This is a genomic window from Parasphingorhabdus sp. JC815 (assembly GCF_040717415.1).
In the GTDB taxonomy this organism is placed as follows: domain Bacteria; phylum Pseudomonadota; class Alphaproteobacteria; order Sphingomonadales; family Sphingomonadaceae; genus Parasphingorhabdus.
In genome coordinates, this window is the sequence record NZ_JBFEFM010000001.1 from 925,088 (window position 1) to 946,992 (window position 21,905).

General features: G+C 59.3%; 19 protein-coding genes. 9 read left to right on the forward strand and 10 right to left on the reverse strand.

Annotated elements, in window-relative coordinates:
* The first annotated feature begins 34 nt into the window (after positions 1-34).
* Genes AB1K62_RS04455 through AB1K62_RS04470 form a run of 4 tightly spaced genes read left to right on the forward strand, consistent with a single transcriptional unit; the run spans position 35 to position 5,553 of the window.
* On the forward strand, positions 35-922 hold the full coding sequence (locus AB1K62_RS04455) for an alpha/beta hydrolase (protein ID WP_367001551.1): 888 nt from the start codon (positions 35-37) through the stop codon (positions 920-922).
* Positions 919-1,332, forward strand: coding sequence for a hotdog fold thioesterase (locus AB1K62_RS04460; protein ID WP_367001553.1), 414 nt, complete (start codon positions 919-921; stop codon positions 1,330-1,332). The genes AB1K62_RS04455 and AB1K62_RS04460 overlap by 4 nt, the downstream gene beginning before the upstream one ends.
* Positions 1,326-2,438 carry an efflux RND transporter periplasmic adaptor subunit gene (locus AB1K62_RS04465; protein WP_367001555.1) on the forward strand — a complete coding sequence of 371 codons (1,113 nt, stop codon included), beginning with the start codon at positions 1,326-1,328 and terminating at the stop codon, positions 2,436-2,438. The genes AB1K62_RS04460 and AB1K62_RS04465 overlap by 7 nt, the downstream gene beginning before the upstream one ends.
* A gap of 1 nt (position 2,439) precedes the next feature.
* Positions 2,440-5,553 (forward strand): efflux RND transporter permease subunit, encoded by a 3,114-nt coding sequence (locus tag AB1K62_RS04470; RefSeq protein ID WP_367001558.1) that lies wholly within the window; start codon positions 2,440-2,442, stop codon positions 5,551-5,553.
* Between the two features lie 166 nt (positions 5,554-5,719).
* Here the strand turns inward: AB1K62_RS04470 and AB1K62_RS04475 are convergent, their stop codons facing one another.
* Entirely contained in the window at positions 5,720-6,352 is a 633-nt protein-coding gene (locus AB1K62_RS04475) for a tyrosine-type recombinase/integrase (RefSeq protein WP_367001559.1), read from the reverse strand.
* Between the two features lie 337 nt (positions 6,353-6,689).
* On the opposite strand from AB1K62_RS04475, the gene AB1K62_RS04480 reads away from it, so the two are divergent.
* Positions 6,690-7,313: a helix-turn-helix transcriptional regulator gene (locus tag AB1K62_RS04480; protein ID WP_367001561.1), complete on the forward strand. Its 624-nt coding sequence runs from the start codon at positions 6,690-6,692 to the stop codon at positions 7,311-7,313.
* A complete protein-coding gene (locus AB1K62_RS04485) occupies positions 7,310-8,524 on the forward strand; it encodes a type II toxin-antitoxin system HipA family toxin (protein ID WP_367001563.1) in 1,215 nt (404 codons plus the stop codon). Before AB1K62_RS04480 ends, AB1K62_RS04485 begins: the two co-directional genes overlap by 4 nt.
* A 93-nt stretch (positions 8,525-8,617) precedes the next feature.
* Here AB1K62_RS04485 and mobF read toward each other — a convergent pair whose 3' ends face one another.
* The 4 genes from mobF to AB1K62_RS04505 form a co-directional block, all read right to left on the reverse strand.
* Complete coding sequence (mobF, locus tag AB1K62_RS04490; protein ID WP_367001565.1) at positions 8,618-11,530, reverse strand: MobF family relaxase; 2,913 nt, start codon at positions 11,528-11,530, stop codon at positions 8,618-8,620.
* A 48-nt stretch (positions 11,531-11,578) separates the two neighbouring features.
* Positions 11,579-13,918, reverse strand: coding sequence for a type IV secretion system DNA-binding domain-containing protein (locus tag AB1K62_RS04495; protein ID WP_367001567.1), 2,340 nt, complete (start codon positions 13,916-13,918; stop codon positions 11,579-11,581).
* Entirely contained in the window at positions 13,908-14,237 is a 330-nt protein-coding gene (locus tag AB1K62_RS04500; protein WP_152434326.1) for a hypothetical protein, read from the reverse strand. Before AB1K62_RS04500 ends, AB1K62_RS04495 begins: the two co-directional genes overlap by 11 nt.
* Before the next feature lie 680 nt (positions 14,238-14,917).
* A complete protein-coding gene (locus AB1K62_RS04505; RefSeq protein ID WP_322295520.1) occupies positions 14,918-15,139 on the reverse strand; it encodes a hypothetical protein in 222 nt (73 codons plus the stop codon).
* Positions 15,140-15,482: 343 nt separating this feature from the next.
* Here AB1K62_RS04505 and AB1K62_RS04510 point away from each other — a divergent pair, with 343 nt between their 5' ends.
* Complete coding sequence (locus AB1K62_RS04510) at positions 15,483-15,749, forward strand: DUF6437 family protein (RefSeq protein ID WP_322295521.1); 267 nt, start codon at positions 15,483-15,485, stop codon at positions 15,747-15,749.
* A gap of 65 nt (positions 15,750-15,814) precedes the next feature.
* Here the strand turns inward: AB1K62_RS04510 and AB1K62_RS04515 are convergent, their stop codons facing one another.
* The 5 genes from AB1K62_RS04515 to AB1K62_RS04535 form a co-directional block, all read right to left on the reverse strand.
* Entirely contained in the window at positions 15,815-16,213 is a 399-nt protein-coding gene (locus AB1K62_RS04515) for a single-stranded DNA-binding protein (protein WP_322295522.1), read from the reverse strand.
* A gap of 267 nt (positions 16,214-16,480) precedes the next feature.
* The gene (locus AB1K62_RS04520) at positions 16,481-16,750 is read right to left on the reverse strand and encodes a hypothetical protein (protein WP_367001570.1); all 270 of its coding nucleotides are present in this window, start codon (positions 16,748-16,750) and stop codon (positions 16,481-16,483) included.
* 70 nt (positions 16,751-16,820) lie between these two features.
* Positions 16,821-17,756: a DUF2493 domain-containing protein gene (locus AB1K62_RS04525; protein ID WP_367001573.1), complete on the reverse strand. Its 936-nt coding sequence runs from the start codon at positions 17,754-17,756 to the stop codon at positions 16,821-16,823.
* Positions 17,757-17,975: 219 nt separating this feature from the next.
* Positions 17,976-18,416, reverse strand: a complete 441-nt coding sequence (locus AB1K62_RS04530) for a hypothetical protein (protein WP_322295524.1) — start codon at positions 18,414-18,416, stop codon at positions 17,976-17,978.
* An 11-nt stretch (positions 18,417-18,427) separates the two neighbouring features.
* Positions 18,428-19,357, reverse strand: coding sequence for a zincin-like metallopeptidase domain-containing protein (locus tag AB1K62_RS04535; protein ID WP_322295525.1), 930 nt, complete (start codon positions 19,355-19,357; stop codon positions 18,428-18,430).
* A 461-nt stretch (positions 19,358-19,818) separates the two neighbouring features.
* Between AB1K62_RS04535 and AB1K62_RS04540 the strand changes: the two genes are divergently transcribed.
* Together AB1K62_RS04540 and AB1K62_RS04545 are read left to right on the forward strand one after the other, a co-directional pair.
* A complete protein-coding gene (locus tag AB1K62_RS04540; RefSeq protein ID WP_367001575.1) occupies positions 19,819-21,300 on the forward strand; it encodes a hypothetical protein in 1,482 nt (493 codons plus the stop codon).
* Positions 21,300-21,782: a hypothetical protein gene (locus AB1K62_RS04545; RefSeq protein ID WP_322295527.1), complete on the forward strand. Its 483-nt coding sequence runs from the start codon at positions 21,300-21,302 to the stop codon at positions 21,780-21,782. The genes AB1K62_RS04540 and AB1K62_RS04545 overlap by 1 nt, the downstream gene beginning before the upstream one ends.
* Positions 21,783-21,905 lie beyond the last annotated feature (123 nt).

Sequence of the window (21,905 nt, forward strand, 5' to 3'; positions counted from 1 at the left end):
TGTAAAGCACATTACAATGTAGCAACTGACGGATATGTCAGACAACGCGCAAACCATCAGAGGCCATGAAGCGATCAAGCTCGCCGCCGAGGTCTCTGGAGACGAAAGTGCTCCCCCGGTCTTGCTTGCGCATGGCGGTGGACAAACCCGCCGCGCTTGGAAACGTGTCACCGGTGAGCTCACCTCGGCTGGCTTCCGCGTCATTGCGCTTGATTTGCGCGGTCATGGTGACAGTGCGTGGTCCGAAGACGGCTCCTATGACCTGCGCGATTTCGCGTCTGACCTCGTTGCGGTAACGTCGCAGCTTGATCGCAAGCCTGCGGTCGTGGGTGCATCGCTTGGCGGGCTTGCAGGAATGATTGCCGAGGGTGAACTTGCTTCGGGCAGCTTCGCTTCACTCACTCTTGTCGACATAGCACCGCGGATGGAGCCAAGCGGGGTCATGCGTGTGGTCGGCTTTATGGAGAAGCATATTGATCGCGGGTTTGCTTCCCCAGAAGAAGCGGCAGAAATTATCGCCAGCTACATGCCGCATCGCCAGAAGCGCGGGGCTGGAGGAAACCTCAAACACTATTTGCGGCAAAAGGCCGATGGACGCTTTTATTGGCATTGGGACCCCCAATTTATCCGCAACATAATGAGCGAAAAGCGATTGGACCCAGAGCATCAAGAAAGACAGTTTGAAGGGTTGAGTAAGGCGGCGGCAAATCTGTCGCTCCCGCTGCATCTCGTTCGCGGGGGATCGAGCGACCTCGTCTCTGAGGAGTCAGTCACGCACCTAAGAAAAATGGTTCCCCATGCCGAATACACAGACATTGCCGGTGCAACGCACATGGTGGTCGGGGATTCCAACGATGCATTTTCGGCGGCGATTGTCGGCTTTCTGAAACGCCATCATGGCACGAAGGAAAAGGCTACATGACCAAGGAGCCAGCCCTTATCGAGCGCGAACAGCTGGAAGAGATGTTGCGCATCGCGCCCTTCCACCAATGGCTGGGCGTCGAGATCAAGTCGCATTCAGCCGATCAGCTTCAGCTCCTAATGCCATGGCGCAATGAGATTGTTTCCAACCCCATGTTAGGCGCTGCTCACGGGGGCGTTCTGGCGGCTCTTATCGATCTTACCGGACTTTACACACTCCTTGCGATGGGGACGAAGGTCAAAGCGACCGCCGATCTAAGGGTCGATTATCATCGTCCTGCCACATCAGGGCCGCTCACGGCGACGGGGCGCATTGTGAAGATTGGGCGGCAGATATCCGTTGCAGAGACAAACATTACTGGCCCTGCGGGCAAGCTCGTAGCAAGTGGCCGGGGTGCCTATACATGCTGAGGCGCGGAGCCCTGTTTTGGCTGGCCATTTGCGCGCTCGCTCTGGCAGCGTGTTCGGACAGCTCGGAAACTGTCGATGTAATCGAACCGGCGCAATCAGAGCCGCGCCAAGTCGAAACGATCATCGTAAAGCCTGAACTCTTGGCAGAGCCGGTAAAGGCGTTTGGTACCATCGCGGCAAAGCAGCGCAGCGCAATTGGTGCATTGGCCGAGGGGCCTGTCGAACGGATATTCGTCAAAGTCGGCGACAGGGTAACGCGCGGGCAGCCGCTCTTCCGAATTCGACAGGCTGATTATCAACGCCGGGTCGCAGAGGCGCAGGCAGCGGTTGATCTGAACGAGGCACAGGCGATTGAGGCAGAGCGTCGATATGACCGGGTGATGGCGCTGGCTCCAAGGGGGTTCGTCTCTAAGGCGCAAGTCGACGCTGCCGAAACCGAGCTGGCTGTCGCGCGCGCGCAGAAGGCCCAAGCCGAAGCCGTTCTTGGAACGGCACGGCAGGCGCTTAGCGACACGATCACACGCGCACCCTATGACGGTGTCGTGACCGCTCGGTTGGTGGATGAAGGCGTCTATCTCAACAATCGTTTTTCGATGGGAGGACAGTCGGCAGCGCTTGAACTGCAAGAGCTCGGAACAGTCGCCGCTATCGTCAATACCCCGCAGGAATACGTGGATTCTTTCCGTCGAAATATGCCTGCTCGCGTGTTTATCGAAGGGTTTGATGAGCCGTTCGATAGCATCGTTTACATCATCAATGACCGCGTCGATCCGGAAAGCCGAATGGTCGAGCTGAGGCTCCCGATCCGCAACCCGAATTATCGGATTAGCTCGGGGTTGGCCGCACGTGCTTTGATTGAAGTTTCTCCCGAACCGGCGATCATCCTGCCGGGCACCGCCATTCAAGGCGACAATGCATCCGCTATTGTATTGGTGGTCGAAGACGGCAAGGCGCAGCGCCGCCAGGTAACCTACGAGAGTATCGATCTTGACAGAGTTCGCGTCCAGTCGGGGTTGAACGAGGGAGACGAGGTCATACTCAATCCTCCGGCCACATTGCGTGTAGGCGCTCCAGTCAAGCCGCGCCGCACGCCAAGCGAAACCTAATATGTGGTTAGCCGACGTATCAATCCGGCGACCGGTCTTTGCGACGATGCTGATTGCATCGCTTGTCGTGCTTGGCATTGTCTCTTTTGGCCGTCTTGGCGTTGATCTCTTCCCTGAGGTCGAGTTTCCCTACGTATCCGTTACCACCACTCTGCCCGGTGCTTCTCCGGGAACAGTCGAGACTGAAGTCACCGATATTATTGAGGAGCAGCTCAACACCATATCCGGCCTCAAACAGATGCGATCCATCAGCGCCGAAGGTGTCAGCATCGTCAATCTAGAGTTCGAGCTGGAGGAAGACGCAGACCTGAAGGCGCAGGAAGTTCGCGACAAGATATCCCGGCTGGGAGGTGATCTGCCCGCTGATGCCGAGCCACCGGTAATTGAAAAAGTTGATCCTGATGCAGCGCCGATTCTTTCGGTGCTGCTCTCGGGCGACTTGCCAATCCGTGATCTAACCACTTTCGCCGACGAAGTGGTCAAAGAGCGTTTGCAGCGGGTTCCCGGTGTCGGTTCGGTTGAACTTGTCGGTGGGCGCGAACGCGAAATGCGTATATGGCTTGACGCATCAGCAATGCGAGCCCGCGGGGTCACAGCGGATGATGTGCTGTCTGCGATCCAGCGCGAGAACGCAGAGCTGCCGGGCGGACGGCTGGTAACCGATGGTCGGACTCGGCAATTCGGCATTCGCACATTGGCCGAGGCGGCGAATGCGGCAGAGTTTGCAGCGATCCCGGTCGCTTATCGGCCCAATGGGCAAACGGTGCGGATTGGCGATATCGGGCGGGTAGAAGACTCGGTCGAAGACGAAGATAGCTACGCTCAGCTCGACGGTGAACTTGGCGTGGTGCTCGAAGTGCGCAAGCAAAGCGGCGAGAACACGGTCGCCGTCGCCGAACAGATACGCGCAGAAATCGAGAATATTGAAGCCACCGCATCCGAAGGCGTGAACTTTGTAATCGCGCGGGACACCTCGCGGTTTATCGAACAGGCAATTGGGGACGTACTGTTCGATCTGTTTATCGCAGTTCTGCTGGTTGTGGCAGTGACCTTCCTATTTCTGCTGAGTTGGCGTGCGACGATCATTGTGCTTCTCGCCATTCCAACTTCAATCGTTGCGACCTTTGTCGCATTTGCGATGTTCGATTTTACCATCAACATGATCACACTGCTGGCGCTGACGGTCGCGATTGGCCTGCTGGTCGATGATGCGATTGTTGTGGTTGAGGCCGTGCAAAATGATGTCGATGAAGGAATTGAGGCCACCGAGGCGGCGCACTCGGCAACCAAACGCGTGGCGCTGGCAGTCTTGGCCGGAACATTCGCAACACTGGCGGTATTTGTACCAATCGCTTTCATGGAAGGGATCGTCGGGCGCTTCTTCTTCCAATACGGACTTTCAATCGTCTTCTCGGTCAGCGTGTCGATGTTGGTCGCCTTAACGCTGACACCAGCCATGTCGGCTCGGCTGCTGCGACCTGAACATGCCGATAGTGGCTGGCTAGGCAGGATCGAGAGTTTCCATGTCGGGATGCGCAAACGCTATGAACACTTGGTGGGATGGGCGATTGACCGCCGTTATCTGGTACTCGGAGGCGCGCTCGCAAGCGTGTTTGTCGGCGGCCTATTCGCCTCCCAAGTCCCCAGCACCTTTATGTCGACCACTGACCGGTCTGAATTTCTTACAACGGTTAAATTGCCGCTCGGAACTGGTATTTCGGGCGCGAAGGAAGCTGCAAGACAAGTCGATGAAGCCTTACGAGAGCATCCGGAGATTGACCTCGTATTCGTGAGTGCAGGCAGCGGGAGCAACCCGAAGGTGCACGAACTCGATATCTATGTCGGGCTCACGCACAAGCGCTCCCGCGATCTGTCACAGGATGATCTAATGACATTCGCACGCGATGCGCTTGGCGAAAATGTGCCAAGCGCGCGCGAAATTGCCATCGGGGAGGTCCCTTGGGTATCAGGGGCAGGTGTTGGACAGACCGCCATTGAATTAATCATCACCGGACGGGATTCAGCCGCAATCAACGACTATGCGCAATTGTTAGCAGGCGAACTGTCGACCCAATCCAATTTTGTTGACGTGCGATCAACTTACGAAGGTGGGCGTCCCGAATTGCAAATTGTGGTCGACCGCGACCGCGCGGCGGATTTGGGCATCTCCGCACGCAGTTTGGCTGCTGCGTCTCGCACCCTGATCGGCGGCAGTGATGCTGGCACATTTAACGATCAAGAGCGTCGGTATGATGTGCGGGTCCGTCTTGATGAGAGCGCGCGGCAGAACCTTTCCGATGTCGAAACACTGCCATTGCGAACTGGGCAAGGGACGCTGGTAGACCTTGCTTCGGTGGCCACGGTTGAAGTGAATCAGAGCGCTGCAGAAATAGAACGAATCGATCGATCTCGCCAGATTTCAGTATTGGCAAACACAGCACCCGGTGTGCCTTTAAGCGTCGCCGTTTTAGAGGTTGAAGATTTGCTAGCAGCGAACCCGCCGCCCGCTGGATTGGCCACCCAAATGGAAGGTACCGCCCGCCGCTTGGCCGAAACGGGTGAGGCCATCATCTTTGCCTTCGGGCTGGCGCTCGTGGCGCTCTACATTGTGCTAGCGAGCCAGTTTAACAGCTTTGGCCAGCCGATAATTATCATGCTGACCGCGCCGCTATCATTCTCCGGTGCTTATTTCCTGATGTGGGCAACGGGTGAAGAGATGAGCCTGTTCGCGCAGATCGGAATGATTGCACTCATGGGTATTGTGATGAAAAACGGTATCCTGTTGGTCGATCTTGCCAATCAATATCGCGACCGAGGCGACGAGGCTGGTGCTGCGATGCGCAGCGCCGCCCCGGAGCGCTTGCGGCCCGTATTGATGACAGCGCTGGCAGCGGTCTTCGGAATGCTACCTGTAGCACTAGCCCAATCCGACGCCGCCGAATGGCGCAACGCAATGGGCTTCATCATCATCGGAGGTTTAACGACCTCGACTTTCCTCACATTGCTCGTCGTTCCTGCAGCATATGCGGCCTCGGCGGACTTGAGGGGCGGCGTAAGTAAGCTACGTACAAAACTTGCGAAATTCTCGTTCATCCGTTCCAATTCTGGCGCATAGGAAGGAGCGATCTGGGATGATCTTCCCGACTGATCTGCTTCATGAGATAGTCGCGCTGAATCCCTACACCTATCGCTAGACAAAGGCTGGCAATAGCGATCAGAGCCGTCTGCTTTTTCGCGGCGGAGCGGACGCCAGTCCAAGCGAGACTGGCGTCCCATAGCGGTCAGATCTCGGTCTTTTCAGCGAGCGTGAGAGCGTCCTCAATGTCAACGCCTAGATATCGAACGGTGTTTTCGATCTTGGAATGACCCAATAGAATTTGGATCGCCCTTATGTTGCCTGTGGCCTTGTAAATGATCGAGGCCTTTGTGCGGCGAAGCGAATGAGTTCCATACTCCTCAGTTCGGAGGCCAATCCCTTTTACCCACTCGTCAACCAGTCGAGCATAATGCCGCGTGCTCAAGTGGCGAGTGGCATCAACTCGGCTCGGAAAGACGAAGTCCTCAACGTCACCTCCTCTGAGCTCCAGCCACGCGAATAGACTTGCACGTGCGTCTGTCGCAATCTCGAACTGAACAGGCCGACCAGTCTTGCGCTGCGTGATCATCGCTCGTTTCCTGATTTCGGGACCGCTCACCAAGTCGCCGATTTTCAACTCAACCAGATCGCAACCACGCAGCTTGCTGTCGATTGCCAAGTCGAACAGCGCCCGGTCTCTGATGCGCTCTTCGCGATCTAGGAAGAAGCGAATGGCCCAGATCTGTTTCTGATTGAATGGGCGTTTGGGGCCAATCTTTGCGCCGAAATTCCAAGGTACTCGGTTCTGTGCAGCTGGGTCGAATTGTGAATAGGTCATTTTCATTCTCCTTGGCCGGAATGGCCACGAAGAATGTCCGCTATTGGGAACTAAGATCTGGGATCGCCATGGCCAAAACTAGGGCGCATTGCCGCCGTTGGCCTTCCTGACTTATCGGCAGATTTCTGGGCGAAAGCTCTGTCGTCTGAAGGACCGGCAAAGGTTCTTTGAAGTGACGACTGCTCACGCTTTATGCGCGGCAAACACTACCCATGATATGCAATGGCCTATCATGGGTAGTGTATATATGCCATTGCATATCTCTATTGCCTTTCTCAACGATCATGGTATATGCTAAAACATATAGACGTAGGCCAGCATATGTAGAAACATATTTATGAGCACGACAATCGAGGACATCGCCGCAAGCATCAAAGCGGCACGGATAGCAAAAGGCTTTACCCAGAAACAGCTGGGTGAACGGGTAGGCTTGCCTCAAAGCCATATCTCCAAAATCGAAGGCGGGAGTGTAGACCTACAGATTTCAAGCCTTGTCGAAATAGCGCGCGCGCTCGACCTCGAGCTGAAGCTTGTGCCTCGAAAGACCGTACCGGCGATCGAAGGCGTTTTGCGATCACAGCGCGAAAGAAGCGAGACAAGCCGAACGCTCGCAACTATTGCCGAAACCAACCGGTTCGCCGAGCGAGTACGGGAGAGCTATCCGAGCGTCACCGAGGTGAATGAGCTTCAAAGCGCCCTGAAAGATATCCAGACCATTAATTTCACTCCCGAAACGCTCAAGGCCATCCAGCAAGCCTTGCAGCCCGTCGCTCATCTGAAAAAGCATCTCCAGGATCTCGGCTGGGCGCTTGAGCAGCAAAAGGGAACGAAGAAACTCGCCCAACAGATCGCGGCATCCACACGTGCCCTCAAACACGTCAGAAACCTGCAGGTCCACGCAATCGATCGAGATAGTGCCCGCAAACTACCTGCTTACCGGCTTGAGGACGACGCCACATGATCGACGCAGCGGCTCTCGATATCTTTCTGGGTGAGACGCGCGTTGGAACGATTGCGCGCCTCGATGGAGATGCGAGCATCTTCACATTCGACGATGTCTACCTTGCCGACCAGGATCGGCCGACGCTTTCGCTCGCCTACAAGGACGCGAATGGCGAGATCATCGCAGAGCCACGTAGCTATCGAACGAAGATCGAGCCGTTCTTCTCCAACCTCCTTCCTGAAGGAACGCTTCGCGACTACCTGGCCCGCCGCGCCGGCGTGAAAGCCGTGCGCGAATACCACCTTCTCGCACAGCTCGGGCACGATCTTCCCGGCGCAGTGCGCGCCCTCGCCGTCGATGCCGAGGAAACGGAGGCCGACGAGCTAGATGAAGAAGCGGCGGGGAAGCAGGCAGAGCGCGCGCTGCGCTTCTCGCTTGCCGGCGTGCAACTCAAATTCTCGGCTATCAAAGCCCAGGGCAAGAATGGCGGACTGACGATCCCAGTCACAGGCAGCGGCGGCGACTGGATCGTCAAGCTCCCCTCTGCGAGACATCCGGACGTGCCCGAGGCTGAATTCGCAGCGATGAAACTGGCAGCAAAGATCGGGATCGACGTACCTGAAATCGACCTTGTGCCCCTCGATCAGATTGATGGCATACCCGAAGGTATCACACGCTACGGTAAATCCGCTTTTGCCATCCGGCGCTTCGACCGGGGGGAAGAAGGACCAGTGCACACCGAAGACTTCGCCCAGGTGTTCGGTGTCTTTGCAGACGATAAATACGAGAATGCGAGCTACCGCCAGATCCTCAGCGTGCTGGCGATCGAGACCGACGAGCAAAGCGTGATCGAATTCGTCCGCCGGCTCACCTACTCGGTGCTGATCGGCAATGGCGACATGCATCTCAAGAACTGGTCGTTGATTTATCCGGACCGGCGCAACGCGCTGCTGGCACCTGCCTATGACCTGCTTTCGACGCTCGCCTATATCCCAGGCGACGATGCTGCACTCAAATTTCATAGCTCGCGCGAGTGGGCATCCTACACCTATGACGAACTCGAGACGATCGCCGACAAGGCAAGGCTGCCTGCCAAATTGATCACCGCGACAGCGAAGGATGTCGTTGCACAGTTCGACGACGCCTGGAGCAACGAAAGCGGACACCTGCCCTTCCCCGATGACGTGCGAAGCGCGATTGAGAGGCATCGCAAGACTCTTGCGATCTGAGAGCGGTTCCGAAATCCGATCGTTCGCGCGTAAGCACCACCTGGACCAACTGCCGGACCAACACGTCTGAAGATTGGGTCGCAAAGCGGCCCTTCAAATCCCGAAATCCAGTGTCTTGCTCTTGCTTCGAGCGAGTTCCTTTTCGGCCTTGTTGGCCTCTTCCGGTTTCAGCTGATCAAGTTCGCCGATTTTCTTTTCTGTCGGGGTCAACTGTGCGGTGACCTCGAGGGCCGATGCCTTCTCGCCTTTGTTGCGTGCGACGGCCGCTCCGAGCTTGTCCGAACTGTCGACAACCAGCGTCAGGTGATCGCGAAGCCTCGTGATCGTCACCAGGAAGGTCTTCTGGTTCGACAGGTTGCGCTCGCGGCTGTCCATGACGGCTATGCCGCGATCGGATGTCAGACCCTGCGCCATGTGGGCGTTGAGCGCATAGGCAAGATCGATCCGCTTCAGCATCGGATCGTCCTTTTTGAGCTCGACCTGGTCTCCCTTGGAAGCTTCGAATGTGATCTTCCCACCGGCAATGGCAACCACCCTGGCCTGGTCGGCATTGAAGAGGCCGCGGCGATGATCGTTGCGGGTCCATCGGATCCGGTCGCCTTCATGGATTTCTAGCTTCCTCGGCTCATGCAAGGTCAGATTCTGGTCGCCCTTCCCTGCCCTGATCCGCGCGGGATCGAACCGGAACCGCTTGCCGCGCTTGTCCGCGACTTCGACCTGCCTGCCCTTCCGGTCCTGTCCCAGGACACGATACTCGCCCGCTGACAGTCCCAGGGCCTGTTGCTTTCTCGAGACCTCGAGCACCCGGCCAGGCTGGTAGGCTGACAGATGTCGCAGTTCTTCGCGGGTCGTGTTGACGCGATCGAGCACTCCAAGCTCGGCCTTGCCCGGTCCGATCTCGCCATTGGCGAGAAGTCCCTGCTGGACGGCAGCATTGACCGCAGAGCGGATGGCGCGGCCCGAGGCGTAGATCGATGTCCGCGCGCGGTCGTCCTTGTCGAGCGCCAACCAGGTATCAGCAGCGACCAGCGCGCCATCGCCCTTGGCCTCGACCGTGTGCGGCTGCAGGTGACGCAGCGCCGTGCGTACATCACCCGCCTGTGCTGCCGCCTGCGCCTCGCGGATGACTGGATCGCGGGCGCGCAGGTTGGTCGCCATTTCAGCGCTCGCCATGCCCGTCCGCTGCAGCAGCGCGAAGGGTTTGCCCGCATCGACTGCGCCGAGCTGCTTGCGGTCCCCCATCAGGACCAGGCGGTGAACGCCAGCAAGATTGGCAAGGCGGACGAGCTTTTCCTTGTCCTCGTTCGAGACCATCGAAGCCTCGTCGAGCACGAGCACATGGTCCTTCAGCGCCGCCTTGGCCTCCAAACGCAGCGCCGCGTTGCCGGGATCGTCGAGCAGCTTGTTCCAGCCACCAAGAAAGCGTGCCAGCGTCTGCGAGCCGATGCCGGTGTCGCGTTCGAGCATCTGGACGAGCGTGTTCTGGATCGCGAGGCCAATGACCGGGTGGCCCTCGTCGCGCAGCACCTCGGCGACTGGCTTCAGAACGCTGCTCTTGCCGGCACCGGCAATTCCCTGGACCGCGATCGTTCGATCCTCTGACGTCAGGATCAGCTTCGCCGCTCCGAGCTGGCCCTCGTTGAGGCGGAACCCCTGCCCTGCCATTGCAGCGGTCTGGACACGATCAGTAGCGCTTCCCGGCTCAACTGCAGATGAGCTCGCACCCTTGCCGGCGGCAACCTCGGACATGATCCTTTGCTCGGTCAGCACCGCGTCACGCGAGGCGAGCCAGCCCCTGTGGTCTCCCTTGCCCGCTATCAGGTCGCCGGAGCGCACCAAGGCGCGGGTCCGTCTTTCAATATCGGCAATCGTCGCTGGCAACCCGAAATCGAGCGCAGCCTTGTAGAGCGCGGTGCGCTCGAAGGCAGCCTCGCGCTGCGAAAGATGACGCACCGCCGAAGCGACGGCCTGCGCAGCTGCGATCGTCTCACGGCCCTGCCTGAGGACCGATTTGGGCACGAACGGATCGGCCGGATCGCCCCTGACATGCGCGGCGAAACGTCCCAGCCATGCGCGCCCGCGCTCGGCAAGCGAACCGAACCTGCCAGTTTCGATCGACTGTTTCAGTGTGCGGGTCTGCGCCCGCTCGACCAAGGGCGCGAGGTCCAACCCGATCGATTTCGCGGTTTCGCTCCATTGCATGCCGAGGGCCTCGCGGTCCTCGATCCCGTCCTTGCTCGCGCGCGTATCGAGCGCGGCAATGCGGCCCGCTTCAAGACCAGAACCGCGCCGTGCATCGAGTACTTCCTGGCGGCGGCTCGAGAACGCCATGACCTGTTCGCGGGTGATACCGCGCGCCTCGAAATTGCCATGCTTGAGGGTCGGTCCCGGCTCATAGCCAAGCTTCTCGACCGCGACGCGAAAGCGCGCCATCGCGATAGAATTGAGCGTGGTGTTGAGCTGCCAGAGCCGGTCGTTCTTGAGCGTACGCCACTTCCCGTCCTTGCCTTGCGTGACATTGGCGATCACCGCATGGAAATGGAGGTTCGGCTCCTGGTTGCGGTTGGTGTCGTGCTGGAACAGGCCGATCGCAAGGTTTCCGGTGGCCTGCGTTACGATCTTGCCTTTCTCCACCATCCGGGTCTCGGCCGCATTCTTCTCAGCCCAGTGCAGCGCTTCGAGGACGGCTTCGCGATAGGCAGGGATGATCCGCTCGTCCTTCCCGACGAGCGCCAGCAGCGACCAGCTCTTGGGAACGGAGAAGGTGAGGTCTGTACCTGGGCGGTGTGCCTGCCCGGGATTGCCGACACTGCTGCCGTCGGGCAGCTCTCCGCGCAGCAGCGCGTCGAACACTGCGGTCTCGACCTTGCCGTCGAGACCAAGGCGCCTTGCACCCTCGCCAACCCACCGGCCCGAGCGGTCGGCATCGGCGCTCGCGTAGTAATTGTCCGAAGCGAAGTAGCTTGCCGCCGCCGATGGCGAGCGGACATTGGCGACGGAAAGCATGGGCTGGGATCACTTTCTCTTGGCCCTCGTCCCCTCCCCGGTTGAGCGTCACATATCCGGATCGAAGTCCCCGTAATCGTGACCATGGTCCTGCCCCTGATCGGCATCGCGGCCCTGCTTCGCTGCACCGCCAAGAAGCGACTTCTGCTGCTCTTCCTGGAGCCTCTGGTCGGCCTTGCCGCGCGCGACCTGTGCTCGCTGATGCGCTGCGGGATCGGGAATATCGGACCTGGCGGAAGGCACAGCCCGTTGCTCCATGCCGCGGTGCTCCTCAGCTTTCGAAGCCAGAGGAAGTTCGGATTGAGCCGGCCGCTGAGGGTCCGATGTCGCCCTTTTCCCTCGCGCATTCGGATCGCGACGCTTCCTTGTCTGGTCCGGTCGAGCCTGATCGCCCTTGTTGCTGCGACGGGTCCGGCGCAGTTCCTTTTTGTCTTCCTTGTCGGCTTTCTTTTCAGCGCTGTCGGAGCGATCGTGCGCGTCCCTCATCCGGCGAGGATCGCCATCATTGTCGCCTGTTTCAGAGGCTGCTCCGGCACCGCCCCCTGCTCCATCTTTATCATCAGCGTGCCGGGTCTGCGGCGGTGGCTTCGGCATATCGCGGGGAATGAAGCCTTCGGCTACCCGAGGCCAGTTGCGCGGTTCGAGAACCACGGGTGCCGCCGGAAATCCTTCGGGAAACTTGATGAAGCCATGAAGGTTCTTGAGCTTCATCAGCTCGTCGGGAAGCAGCAGCGGGACGACCTGGCGGCGGGGCGTCAGGCTGACCGCATCACGCGCATTGTTGTAGCCATAGCTGTATCCTTCCTCCATCTCGCGAACCTCGCGGTGGCCGATGATATCGGAACACCAGGTGGCGGTCTCGCGATCTGCGGTACCAAGGATAAGCTTGGTGCGGGCAAGTGAGGACAGGGTCATCGCCATGTTCTCACCGTAGACATCCTCGAGCTTGGCAAAGGCATGAATCCCGGTGACGATCGCGCCCCCGAAATTGCGCGCGGTCTGGAGGCCCTTTTCGAGTGAAGGGAGACGATGCAGGGCGCCCAGTTCGTCGATCAGGAACCAGAGCCTGATGTCCCGCGAGCGCTGGCCCGCCATCAGCGTATTGATCGCGGTGTCGAGCCACAGCGTGAGCAATTGCGAGAGCACGCTCATGTCGATGTAGCGGGCAGACAGGAACAGGATCGAGCCCGGATCACCTGCCCCGTTGATCCACGCGCGGACCGAAAAGGGCTTCCCGTCTTCGGGCAGCATCTGGAGCGCCTTGGCATTGACATTGAACACTGCCCGGACCGATTCCGCCATGCGCGCCGCGCTCGGCGTGCTGATGGGACCGGCCATGGTATCTTCGACCAGGCGGTGCAGATCGGAGAGATCGGCGTTCATCAGTTCATGGGCAAGCGCGGCGTTGGTGCCCCGCCCTGCTTCGGCGAGCTTGAGACAGGTCTCGACGAACAGCGTGCGCGCGGCGAGCACCCAGAACTGTTCGGCACCGCCCCCATCATGCGGGACGAGCGACTCCGCTGCGGCATGGAATTCGGCACGCGTGGAGCAATCGTTGAACACGCTCCATGCGGGGCAACGCGCGTCGAGCGGGTTGAGAATGATGTCGCGTTTGGGATCGTAGAAGGTTTCGACAAAGGCCCCGGTAAGATCGAAAATGACCGCACGTTCGCCCCGTTCACGGATCTCCCTGGTAAGCTCGGTTAGGACGACGGTCTTGCCTGTCCCGGTTGTGCCAACAAGCATCGCGTGGCTCTGCTCGAGGCGCCAAGGCCAGCTGACCCCTGCCAGATGCGCTGGAGAATAGAAGCCCGCATCCCGCAGCGAAGCCGACCCGGCCAGACGCCAGCGCCAGCCCAGCGCATCGCCATACTCGCGGGCACGGGCATTGCGGTTGTGCGCGGCAATCTCCCGGTCAAGTTCACGCAAGGTAGCAAGCTCCGCCCCGCGCACATGCTTCTTCTGTTTCGACTTCTCGCCGAAGCGTTCGGCAACCCACCAGAAAAGCGCGAAGAGCGGCGCAAGAATGAACCCTGCAAGCCACAAAGCGCTGATGACCGCGCTCTGGAAAAGCGCGACCGCTTCGCGCATCGGCGGGTAATCGGTCACCACGGAAATGGGAAATGCGACGAGGCTCCCATCGGCCAGCTTGAGGTTCACAAGCTTGTCTGGATCGAACTCCATGAAGGCATAGCCAGAGGCATAGGCATGCATCCACAGGAGGTAGACCTGATAGTCATCTAGCGCGCTGCTTACGTCCCAATAGACCAGCCCGAGAACGACCAGGAGTGTCACGACCAAGGGCCCCTTGAGGCCCGCAGCAAACATGAAGCCGAAATGCCCCAGAAGCTGGCTGCCGCGGGTGAAGTTGACGAGATTATGCTTCATCGTCGCCTCCCATGGGTCGGGGTGCAACGATACCGAGGCGCTCCAGCCGGCGCTGGTAGGCAGCGACGGTTTTATCACGCAAGGTAGTGTCGGGATGATGCGTAAGCAGCGCATCCAATGCGACCGTGATGAAGATGTTCTGGCGGACCGGATCGGTCGCCGGAGTCCTCAGGTCAGCTTCGGTCGCGCGCTGCCAGGCATCGAAGATGCAATCGCAAACAACGATACTCGCGCTGACCCTGCGCTCGTCTGCTTGTTTCCTGATCCATTCGGCGATCAGGGGCGTGACATAGGTTACAAACCGGTGGTGTCTTTGCATTTTTCCAAGTTCCTTGTGTTCAAAGAACCTGGCTCACCCTTCGAAAGGCAAGTGCCACTCTAGGCCGCAGCACGGGGTGTAGGAAAACGGAAAATTCACAAACAATTGCAGGAGGCTAGATGGATCTGTGCCGACTCGGCACGGACGAGCGAGCAACTGGACCGCATCCGGCACAGAAGATGACATCGGCGAGATTTCGTGAATTCGCGAAGCATTTTAATGCCTTCCATTGCAGCACCCGCTGCGTACGGTGTGCCAATTCTGTTCCCCATTGCGCGGTGAAATCCGGTGACCCTGGTCGCTCCTTTCTCGAAGGCATTTTCCAACTGAGCCCTCGGAGGCGCGAGCATCCAGTTCGCGAACGTAATTGAGCCTGATCTGCGTTTGAATGAATACCACGCACAAGGTCCGCACCCCCGCAAAGGCTGCGGCAAAGGAGCGCGTGCGGTGCCCGGGACCGGGGTCTGTCGGTTCCCGCGGCACCGCGCCGGTCCGACCCGCTGTCGTTCGGGAGTGCGTGCGGGGCCCAGAACAAGAAGGCCGCGCCCGCAGGAGCACCGCCGAAGGCGGGGCGGGACCGAGCGCGACCCCAGCCCCGTTCCGCTTTTCGCCCCGCTCCAGTGCCAGCGAACACGAAAAAAGGGCAGGAACCGTCACCGGCTCCTGCCCTCGTTTGGTCGTCAGTATTCGTCGAGCATGGCTCCATGGACCGTGTGCACCACGCGGCTGGCGAGATGCGCAGGCAGTGCGTTGTAGTCACCCTCGTCCAGGGCGAAGTAGCCCAGGTCTTCATCTTCCACCACGTGCTGGTCGAAGAAACTGTGCAGGGCGCGCCTTTCGGCAACTGCAAGCGCTTCGAAATAGCTGTGCGCGTTCGTGTCCAAGGTGCTGAGTGCAGTCATGATATCCTCCTGAAACCTGTCGCTGAGACGACAGGAAACAGGCGGAGGGGCATGGGGCCGGCGGGTCAGGGATCGCCCTGAGGGCGACCGCGAAGCGGCGGTGGGGGCAACGATTTTGTCGGACCGGAGCAAAGCGCAGGGGAGGCAAAATGGTGGGGCCCCGCCGTCCTTGACGCGCCGGCCCTATGCCCATCACCCTTGGAACTCGGTGAGCCAGCCCCCTCCCCCGCTCCGTTATGGAGTGCAAGGGACGACCCGCGCGATTGGACTTTCCTACAGGCTGTGCCCGGGTGCATGTTGATCGAAGGGAGGATCCACCGAGGGGTGCAGGAAAGGAACCCCGATGCCAACCAAACGAAGCGCTGTCGCAGCACTCCGGAAACTCGAGGCCGACCGGCTGGCACTTGCCGAGCGCCAGAAACAACTTGAGGAGCAAGCCGCCCTAGAACTGGGCCGCATCATATTGGGAACAGGACTTGAGACCTTCTCGAAGAAGGCGCTCGCAAGAGTTGCCGGAGAACTTGGAAAGCTCGGCGAAGAGGCGTCTCTACTGAAGCTGGTTCCACCGGCTCGATCGTCTTCTCGCACCGAACAGTCATCGGAAGAGTAGGAAAAACAAAAGGGGTCCTGTCCGCTAAGACAGGACCCCTTCGGGAGGGAGACCGACGGGAGAGTTCAGTCGATCTCGGGAGCGTCGGTGTTCTCGTTGTCGTCGCTCGAACCACTGCCGCGGGAGAGGAAATCGACCTTGTCCGCGAGGATTTCGGTGCCGTAGCGGGTAACCCCGTCCTTATCTTCCCACTGGGTATAGTGGATGCGGCCCTGGACTGAAACCAGCTGGCCCTTGGAGCAGTACTGCCCGACGGTCTTGGCAAGGCCGTTGAAGCAGGTCACCCGGTGAAACTCGCTTTCCTTGGCGGTGTAGCCGTTCTCGTCCTTGTAGGTCTTGCCGTCCTTGTCGCGCAGCGGTCGATCGGTGACGACGGTGATCCCAGTAACATTGGTGCCGCCCTTGGTCTCGCGGGTGTCGGGATCGCGAGCGATGCGGCCAGTGAGGATTGCAATATTGGTCATGGGTGTATTCCTTCGGTTCCTCAAACCGGAGACCATCTCCGGCTTGCGAACATCCAGAAGAAGCAGGACATGGGAGGACTGCACCGCAGGCCTGAAGGGCCGAAGGGGAACCTGTTCATGACGGGTGGTGCGGGCAGGCAGCGCAGCTGCTAACACGGCCGGCAAGGAACGGGTTGCTGTCCTCAGCTGACCTGGTTCAGGACTGTTCGCGAAGAAAGCCGGATGGGTATCGGGTGCGGGCCTGAAGGTGCCAATACCCTGCTGCAATCAGCCTGCTCCATCGCCTTCCGATGCCGCCAGAAGATCCATGAAGTTGCGGGCTGCTTCCCGGTCTTCCTCGTTTTCGAACGCAACGTCGAGATCGGGGGCAGACCCGAACATGTGCAAGAACGACCACAGTGCAAAGCGCTTGCCCCGGTCCTTCTCAAGGCCGAGATCGACCCGGCAATGCTCAATGCCGGCTGCAAAGGTATCGGGAGAAACCCCGGAGAGGTCGGTGGTGGCAAAGTAGCGCTGCAGCAGATCGTCAAGTTGCATGACCGGTCCATAGTCGGGTCGGCGCCGAATGCACATCCAGGCAATTCAGATGCAGATGATCAAGGGCCCCTCAGGACCCGGGAGATGTGCCCAAGGGGCCGCGACGATCGACCACGGTGATCCGGCGTGCCTTGGCATCGATGACGAGCCGTTCGGTCACGCCATTGCCCGGAAAGGCGACGACATAACGCGGACCCAGCGAAAGCATCTGCTCGTTGCGCTTGAACCCGGCGCGGGCACCGAGACGACGATCGAGCGAATAAGTCAGCTGCTGGACTTCGCGGCGTTCGGCCCAGCTGGCGGCCAGGCGATCGGCACCCTTGCCGTCGCCGCCATGGACCAGGAAGAGATCGGGAACCGCATCGCGAACCTTGTCCAGCGTTGCCCAGATATTGTCGGCATAAACGCGCGCGTCCTCAGCGCTTTCGAAGCTCTGGCGACCACCGGCAAAGACGATTGGAGTTCCTTCCGGGATCAGGGCGTGGCGCCGGTTCTCAGCACGTGCGCGAAGGAAATCGCGGGCATCGATCACAGCCGAGGTAAGGTGGCGCGTATGGCTCGTGCGCGAGCCGGAAACCGGCTTCCAAGAGGAGCCGGTCTCATCGCGGTATAGTGCTGCCGCAGCCTCGCGCATCTGCTCGAAGGCCAGCATGCTCGCTTCGGCAGCCTGCGCGCGCTCAACCTGCTCTTCAAGATTGCTCGAATGCACTTCGGACCCGTCGGCTGATGCGAGGAGGACCCGGATCTCGTCGCTGGCCCGATCAAGTTGAGCCGACTTGCGGCTGGCTGCACGGTGAAAGAGATTGACCACGCCCCAGGCAATGTCCTCGGCGTCAGCTTCCAGGGCCGTGTCGGAAAACATCGCGAAGAGGTCGGACCATACGGCGCCAAGCGTCTGCTCGATCGCGTCCTCGCAGGGAAAGTCGGTTTCGCTGAATCGCGCCGGCCTGATGCTGAGGCCTGAAAGGTCAAGGCCGCTCAACTGGTCGATGAAGCTGTCGTACATGGGGTGTCTCCTGATCGCGGGAACAAGGAAAGGAGGCACCATTGCCTCGGCCCTGTCCGCCGGAGCCCGATCAGGGCCGGTAAAAGGGGCGTGACGCACCGCGCAGCGGGAAACCTGCGGCCCTAGGCTGGCGCGGGCAACACGGGCCGACGGGCCGCAGGTTGCGGCGCGCCCTGACCGGCCCAAGGGCCTCTCCCGGCGGAGAGGGATGAGGCAGGATCAGGACCCGGTGTCGCAGGTGGATCGGGAGCGCTCGAAGATCGCTTCGCCATTCGAGAACCGCCCGACCATGCGCAGCTCACCGAACAATTCGATGAACCTTGCCGACACCTGGTCGAGCCAGTGCCGTGCCCTCGCCGCTCGTGGGTTGTAGAAATCGGCCTCCCAGTACCGGGCATCGTCGCGTTCGGCGAGCCAGATCGCCGCGAGCCCGCAATAAGTCGAAACGCCGCAATCAGCGAAGGCGTTTCGCAGGAGAATGCGATCCTCGCGCCCGCGCCATCCGTCGAAGCGCTCGAAGGAAGGAAAGGCCGCTTTCGCGGTATCGATGACCTCGTCGACGAGGCACTCGTAGACCCAGTCGACATCTTCGTTTTCGCCCTCATCAAGCAGGCGAAAGGCCACTACGGAGCCGGTCGGATAGCTGACTGAACGTCCCATCTCTCTGCTCCTCAGGCTGCATCAGCGAGATTGATGTCGGGCTTGCTTTCGTGGGATTGGCAACCACCCAGTTTGAGCAGCAGGCTTGCCGCTTCCTCGGCCTTGGCCGCAGCAGTGAGGATCGCGCGCTCGTCCGATTTGAGGATCTTTAGCCAGGAGGCGATGTAGCTGGCATGATGATCGAGGTGGGTGACCGGAAGACCCAGTTCAGCGCCGAGGATTGCCGACGAAAGTTCGGCGATCAGTTCCTCGGCAGCATAGGCGTCGCTGCCGAAACGGTTCTTGAGATCGCGACCGAGCCGCGAGGAATGCCCCGTCCAGTGCGACAGTTCATGTGCGAGTGTAGCGTAGTAGTGGTCGTAGGCTTCGAAAAGTTCTGCTGGCGGCATGGTCACGCGGTCGCGCAGCGGCTCGTAGTAGGCCTGCGCGCCCTGATGGCGCAGGTTGGCGCCCACTTGACCGAAAAAGGCATCGAGCCGGGCTTCGCGGCCTTCGGGTTCAAGCGCGGCAACGAGTGGCTTGGGATGGTAGAATGCAGCAAGGCCATCGCACTGATCCGCGTTGAACACGGCATAGGCCTTGAGCACGCGCCGGTTCTCGGTGTCCGCTGCGCCGTCTGCGGTCTCGACCTCCTTGGTGTAGCTCTTGTAGAAGATCGCGATCGTCGATTTTTCGCCCTTGCGGACCTGTCCGCCGAGCGCCTGACACTGGGGATAGGTCATCCAGTATGGCGAGGCGTAGCCGCAGCCATCGGCCACCATCCATAGCCAGAAGGTATTCATTCCGCGATAGGGCGTTCCGCAGGAGCGCAAGGGTCGCGAGACTGACACACCGCGCCACGGCTTGACCCAAGGCTTGGTGCCTTCTTCAAGCTTTTCGATAATGGCGGCAGTGATGCGCTCAGCTGGCGAGGTCGAAGCAGTGCGGCGATACTTGGTCATGGGAGCTCTCCTGATCGCCGGGACGGGCATGCCCCGGCTCAGGAAGAGCAAAGCTCCCTCCCCTCTCGTTTCCTGTTGGCCGCTTGGCGCCCTGTACTCAGCCGTTCGCGTCCACTGGCAATTTCCCCGAAAGCTGCCGCTCCCTTAGAGTGGCAAATTTGCGCTCTCAACCAAACCCTCGAAACCCTAATGTCGCGCCAACCGTTGCACCGATGGCAGACACGCAGCCAAATTTATCGATATCACTTCCGAGTTTGATGGATGCGGGAAATATTTAGGCAAAGTCTGCCAAGGATGTGCGAGCGAATTCCATGCTTATCCCGCCGACTCTACGATACCGAACTTTTTCAGACGTCACCCGACTACCCCAAAGCATGGAACCGTAATGGAGAATTTACGTTCATTTGAGTTGAATGCCGCGACCAATACGGTTGCCACTACGCAAACATGGGACGTCTGGCATGAAAATTTTCAAGAGCCTTCTTGTTCTTGGAACTGCACTCGCGGGTCCGAGTCTCCTTGCACAACAACCTCCCGGGCCACCGGAGATTCCGGCAGCGGATTCGGCTCCCGTCGAAGTATCCAAGTCTCAAAAGGCACCCGGAGCTGGTTATCTGGCGAAGCGCTTCGGCCTCTCGGAGCTTGAGGCTAGGCAAAGACTTGCGCTAGACGAAAAGATTACCGAGAGTACTGCTTCTTTTGTAGAGGCGTTCGGCGATGATTTCGTCAGTGTGTTCATCGACCATGAGCCGAACTATAGGGTCACTTACGTAATTGCGCGCGATGTACCGGTTGGTGATGCGCAGAAGATGGTGGCGCAGGAATTGCGGCGCTATGTAGCGGTCAAGCGAAGCAAATATACCGTCAGCGAACTCGATGTACTGAACAGGCGGATTGCCGATACCCTCGCGAATATGAAGTTGCCCGGAACGGTGGGCTATGACTTTCGCACAGACAAGTTCGAAATCAGTGCTACCGAAACCGCCGGGCAGAAACTCATGCCCGCACTCCCAACGGATTTAAGATCGGTCGTCCGGTTCGTTCCGGGAGGTAAGCCTCAAACTGTGCAGACTGGCGCACGATCAGGCGATGTATTTTACGGCGGTTGGCAGTTCTTTCCCGCTCCGGGCACGGGCACCCCGACCTGCACGTATGCGTTTTCGATCCGAACGGGCAGCGGGCAGGATGGGATGCTGACCGCTAGCTCGGGGCATTGCCAAGGCAATGCTGCATACAAATATCCTGACGGACACACCGTGACGCTGGTCACACCTGCGGAGGTTGACCGGTTCGTTTTCAACAATTCGGGTCGATCCTATGATTATCGCCAGGTGCGGACTGGAACAATTAAGCCTGGTCCATATGTCTGGTTTTGGAACAATCGAGGCGGGAACTATTATCAGAAAACGCTGAGTGGCTGGGAATACAAGAGTTGGGCAAACGTAAACCCGAATTATCCGATTGAGGGCGGCTACTCGCAGGTCACCGGAGCGGTGCTTGGGTCTTCGGCTAACACGCAGAATTACAACCATGCCGCCGGTCAGACACGATGCCTCGGCGGCCAGACCACCGGAATTACCTGTGGCCTTATCACAGCGTCTTCGACCACCGCCGTCGAAGTATTGGACGATGGCTCCACGCGGCAATACTACGGATACGTGAAAGTCGAGGGTCAGGACTACATGGTCTTGGCAAACGGTGGGGACAGCGGCGGGCCGGCGGTCACCGAACCTGTGTGGAATTCGACAGCAGGTTATTATCAGGTGAAGGCGGCGGGGATCGTTCTCATAGGATCCGTGCGCGATCGTGGAGACGGATATGATCGACCTTGTGTCATGCCGGGCGACCAGAGTTGCCCCGCATATTATATGCCGATTGACCGTATTAACGATCATGCTGCTGGCACGATTCTGACAACGACCGGTGCGGTGGCGGTGAACTGATGACTAAAGGGTTCGCCTCGATTCTGCTGGCCGTATCAGTCGCAGCATGCCAACCAGGTGGGATGGAAGAAAATAGGGTGCTATCCGATCCGGTAGACAATCAGATTGTTGAGAACCTGTATGTCGTCGATCCGCCGGAAGGCACTACGTCGGCCGGAATGGGTGGCACTGCTGGCATCTTACGACTTGACGGCCGCTGTTTGGTATTGACGGTCGGTAGCGAGCACTTCACGCCAGTGTTCCGGGGCGGATCAGATCGGCTGGTTGTAGGGAGCGATAGATTGCAGGCATTTGGCCTGACCGTGGATTACGGTGAAGATCTCTACTTTCCGAGAGCAACAGCGGGAAGCTTCGTGAATTTACCCGAAGGAAGCAGATGCCCCAAAAACGCGCTGTTCGTACCAATGATCGAGCGGCCTGACACTGAAAACATTGCTCCCGCGCCACCAACGCCCGCAGGCGCCTTGAAGGGCAAGTCCTGATCCCGTCGTTCGGACCAGTTGCTTAACACCAGCGGGCTGACCTGACAGCCGCCCAAGGCAGCTTGCCACTACTTTCTGACAGAAGCCGGCAAACTACAAACGGTCCAGAATTTGACATGGAAA

Bases quoted from the DNA above. Each gene is read 5' to 3' on its own strand.
- AB1K62_RS04455 (WP_367001551.1), top strand. From the start codon at position 35: ATGTCAGACAACGCGCAAACCATCAGAGGCCATGAAGCGATCAAGCTC.
- AB1K62_RS04460 (WP_367001553.1), top strand. From the start codon at position 919: ATGACCAAGGAGCCAGCCCTTATCGAGCGCGAACAGCTGGAAGAGATG.
- AB1K62_RS04465 (WP_367001555.1), top strand. From the start codon at position 1,326: ATGCTGAGGCGCGGAGCCCTGTTTTGGCTGGCCATTTGCGCGCTCGCT.
- AB1K62_RS04470 (WP_367001558.1), top strand. From the start codon at position 2,440: ATGTGGTTAGCCGACGTATCAATCCGGCGACCGGTCTTTGCGACGATG.
- AB1K62_RS04475 (WP_367001559.1), bottom strand. From the start codon at position 6,352: ATGACCTATTCACAATTCGACCCAGCTGCACAGAACCGAGTACCTTGG.
- AB1K62_RS04480 (WP_367001561.1), top strand. From the start codon at position 6,690: ATGAGCACGACAATCGAGGACATCGCCGCAAGCATCAAAGCGGCACGG.
- AB1K62_RS04485 (WP_367001563.1), top strand. From the start codon at position 7,310: ATGATCGACGCAGCGGCTCTCGATATCTTTCTGGGTGAGACGCGCGTT.
- mobF (WP_367001565.1), bottom strand. From the start codon at position 11,530: ATGCTTTCCGTCGCCAATGTCCGCTCGCCATCGGCGGCGGCAAGCTAC.
- AB1K62_RS04495 (WP_367001567.1), bottom strand. From the start codon at position 13,918: ATGAAGCATAATCTCGTCAACTTCACCCGCGGCAGCCAGCTTCTGGGG.
- AB1K62_RS04500 (WP_152434326.1), bottom strand. From the start codon at position 14,237: ATGCAAAGACACCACCGGTTTGTAACCTATGTCACGCCCCTGATCGCC.
- AB1K62_RS04505 (WP_322295520.1), bottom strand. From the start codon at position 15,139: ATGACTGCACTCAGCACCTTGGACACGAACGCGCACAGCTATTTCGAA.
- AB1K62_RS04510 (WP_322295521.1), top strand. From the start codon at position 15,483: ATGCCAACCAAACGAAGCGCTGTCGCAGCACTCCGGAAACTCGAGGCC.
- AB1K62_RS04515 (WP_322295522.1), bottom strand. From the start codon at position 16,213: ATGACCAATATTGCAATCCTCACTGGCCGCATCGCTCGCGATCCCGAC.
- AB1K62_RS04520 (WP_367001570.1), bottom strand. From the start codon at position 16,750: ATGCAACTTGACGATCTGCTGCAGCGCTACTTTGCCACCACCGACCTC.
- AB1K62_RS04525 (WP_367001573.1), bottom strand. From the start codon at position 17,756: ATGTACGACAGCTTCATCGACCAGTTGAGCGGCCTTGACCTTTCAGGC.
- AB1K62_RS04530 (WP_322295524.1), bottom strand. From the start codon at position 18,416: ATGGGACGTTCAGTCAGCTATCCGACCGGCTCCGTAGTGGCCTTTCGC.
- AB1K62_RS04535 (WP_322295525.1), bottom strand. From the start codon at position 19,357: ATGACCAAGTATCGCCGCACTGCTTCGACCTCGCCAGCTGAGCGCATC.
- AB1K62_RS04540 (WP_367001575.1), top strand. From the start codon at position 19,819: ATGAAAATTTTCAAGAGCCTTCTTGTTCTTGGAACTGCACTCGCGGGT.
- AB1K62_RS04545 (WP_322295527.1), top strand. From the start codon at position 21,300: ATGACTAAAGGGTTCGCCTCGATTCTGCTGGCCGTATCAGTCGCAGCA.